Raw genomic sequence first — 2,504 nt, forward strand, 5'->3', positions numbered from 1 at the left:
TGAGAATGGCGGTGAGAAAGTCGACCACGGTAGCGGCGGGATGACCCTGCTGCGGGCGGCGTAAAAGTCGTCCATCTTTGCCCTTTCTTTTGACGGAGGGAGGGTGGGAGGATCTTCACCGTGGACTTGTATCGTAAAGTTCGTCTGGCTTGTGCCGAGGGCATGAGCCAACGAGAAGCGGCCCGTCATTTTGGGATATCTCGTGACAGCGTTCGCAAGATCTTGGCGTTCTCGGTCCCACCTGGATACCGGCGGTCAGCACCGATCCGGCGGCCCAAGCTGGATGGTTTTACCGGGATCATCGACCAATGGTTGTCAGAAGATCGGCAACGACCGCGCAAACAGCGGCATACGGCCAAGCGGATCTTCGAGCGACTGCGCGATGAGCATGGCTTCGAGGGTGGTTACACCATCATCAAGGATTATGTTCGGGAGCATGGTCGACGGCATCGTGAGATGTTCGTACCGCTTAACCATGCACCGGGCCATGCTCAGGCCGACTTCGGCGAAGCAGTGGTGGTGATCGGTGGCATTGAGCAGAAGGCTCACTTCTTTGCCTTGGATCTGCCGCACAGCGATGCCTGTTACGTTCGAGCCTATCCAGCGGCGACGGCCGAGGCCTGGATGGATGGGCACGTCCATGCGTTTGGGTTCTTCGGTGCGGTTCCGCAGTCGATCCTGTACGACAACGACCGGTGCCTTGTGGCGAAGATCGAGCCCGACGGAACTCGCAGACGCGCGCGGCTGTTCAGCGAGATGCTGTCTCATTACGTGATCCGGGACCGCTACGGGCGTCCTGGCAAGGGCAACGACAAGGGGTCCGTCGAAGGGCTGGTTGGCTATTCCCGGCGCAACTTCATGGTGCCGGTCCCGAGTTTTCCGACTTGGGATGCCTTCAACAACTGGCTCAAAGAGCAGTGCCGGAAGCGCCAATACGATAAGCTGCGCGGGCACAATGAGACGATTGGAGAGCGGCTTCAACGCGATCTGGAGATCATGACGCCGCTTCCCGCCCGTTCCTTCGAGGCCTGTGACCAGGCCACGGGCCGTGTCAGCTCTCTTGCCCTCGTGCGCTATAAGACCAACGACTATTCCGTGCCGGTTGCCTACGGCCATCGCGATGTCTGGATCCGCGCCTATGTTGACCGGGTGGTCATCGGGTGTGGTGGTGAGGCCATCGCGCGGCATGTTCGCAGCTACAACCGCGAGGACATGGTCTTCGATCCGGTTCATTACCTGCCGCTGATTGAGAAGAAGATAAACGCTTTCGAACAGGCGGCTCCTCTGACTGGATGGGAACTGCCCAAGGCATTCACCACCCTTCAGAAGTTGATGGAAGCGCGCATGCTGAAAGCCGGACGGCGCGAATACGTGCAGGTCCTACGGCTGCTCGAAAGCTTCGAGATGGAAGAGGTTCATGCTGCCGTGAAGACGGCTCTCCAGCTGGGAGCAATCAGCTTTGATGCCGTGAAGCATCTGGTGCTGTGTCGGGTGGAGCGGCGGCCGCCGAGGCTCGATCTGGATGTCTATCCGTATCTGCCACGGGCCAAGGTGGCGACGACGTCACCCTCCAGCTACATGTGCTTGACAACAGGTGCCTCGACATGACGGAGACACCACAGATCCTGCTGAACCACCAACTCAAAAAGCTGAAGCTGCCGACCATCCTGCGTGAATACGACAAACAGGCTCGGCTCTGTGCCGCCGAGGGCCGCGACCATGTCCAGTTCCTGGCCCGTCTGATCGAGCTCGAACTCATCGACCGGGAACGGCGGATGATCGAACGCCGGATCAAGGCAGCGCGGTTCCCTGCCACCAAAAGTCTCGACAGCTTCGACTTCACGGCGATCCCAAGCCTCAACAAGATGCAGGTGCTGGAACTGGCGCGCGGTGAATGGATCGACCGCTGCGAAAACGTCATCGCTCTCGGTCCCAGCGGCACTGGTAAAACCCACGTGGCGCTCGGCCTCGGTCTGGCCGCCTGCCAGAAAGGCCTGGCGGTTCGCTTCACGACCGCTGCCGCAATCGTCCACGAGTTGATGGAGGCCCGCGACGAGCGCCAACTCTTGAGGCTTCAAAAGCAACTCGTGAAACAGAAGCTCCTGATCATCGACGAGTTGGGCTTCGTGCCCCTCAGTAAGACCGGCGCTGAGTTGCTGTTCGAGTTGATCTCCCAACGATACGAGCGCGGCTCGATCCTGATCACCTCGAACCTGCCCTTCGACGAATGGACGGAAACCTTCGGCTCCGAGCGCCTCACCGGTGCCTTGCTCGACCGGCTGACCCACCACGTCAGCATTCTGGAGATGAACGGAGAAAGCTATCGCCTGGCACAGAGCAGGGCTCGGCAGAACTCCTAATACACAGAAAAGATTGGTCCTAACGGACCAAGACGCCTTGGCAACCGCCAGCTATTTGGGAGCGCGTTTGCCAAGGCGTCGGCCACCCAAGCAATGGACGACTTTTGCTCCGCCCCGTGGCCGACTTTCTCACCGCCGTTGACA

The 2,504-nt window shown here is 59.7% G+C and carries 2 protein-coding genes; both read left to right on the forward strand.

Annotation, left to right across the window (positions count from 1 at the left end; all coding sequences use genetic code 11):
• Nucleotides 1-120: 120 nt before the first annotated feature.
• Entirely contained in the window at nt 121-1,608 is a 1,488-nt protein-coding gene (gene istA, locus ACXAH8_RS23065) for an IS21 family transposase (protein ID WP_475220839.1), read from the forward strand.
• Nucleotides 1,605-2,360, forward strand: coding sequence for an IS21-like element helper ATPase IstB (gene istB / locus ACXAH8_RS23070; protein WP_475220840.1), 756 nt, complete (start codon nt 1,605-1,607; stop codon nt 2,358-2,360). Before istA ends, istB begins: the two co-directional genes overlap by 4 nt.
• Nucleotides 2,361-2,504: the final 144 nt, after the last annotated feature.

The sequence above is a fragment of the Ruegeria sp. ABV3_008 genome (assembly GCF_056161185.1).

Bases quoted from the DNA above. Each gene is read 5' to 3' on its own strand.
- istB (WP_475220840.1), top strand. From the start codon at position 1,605: ATGACGGAGACACCACAGATCCTGCTGAACCACCAACTCAAAAAGCTG.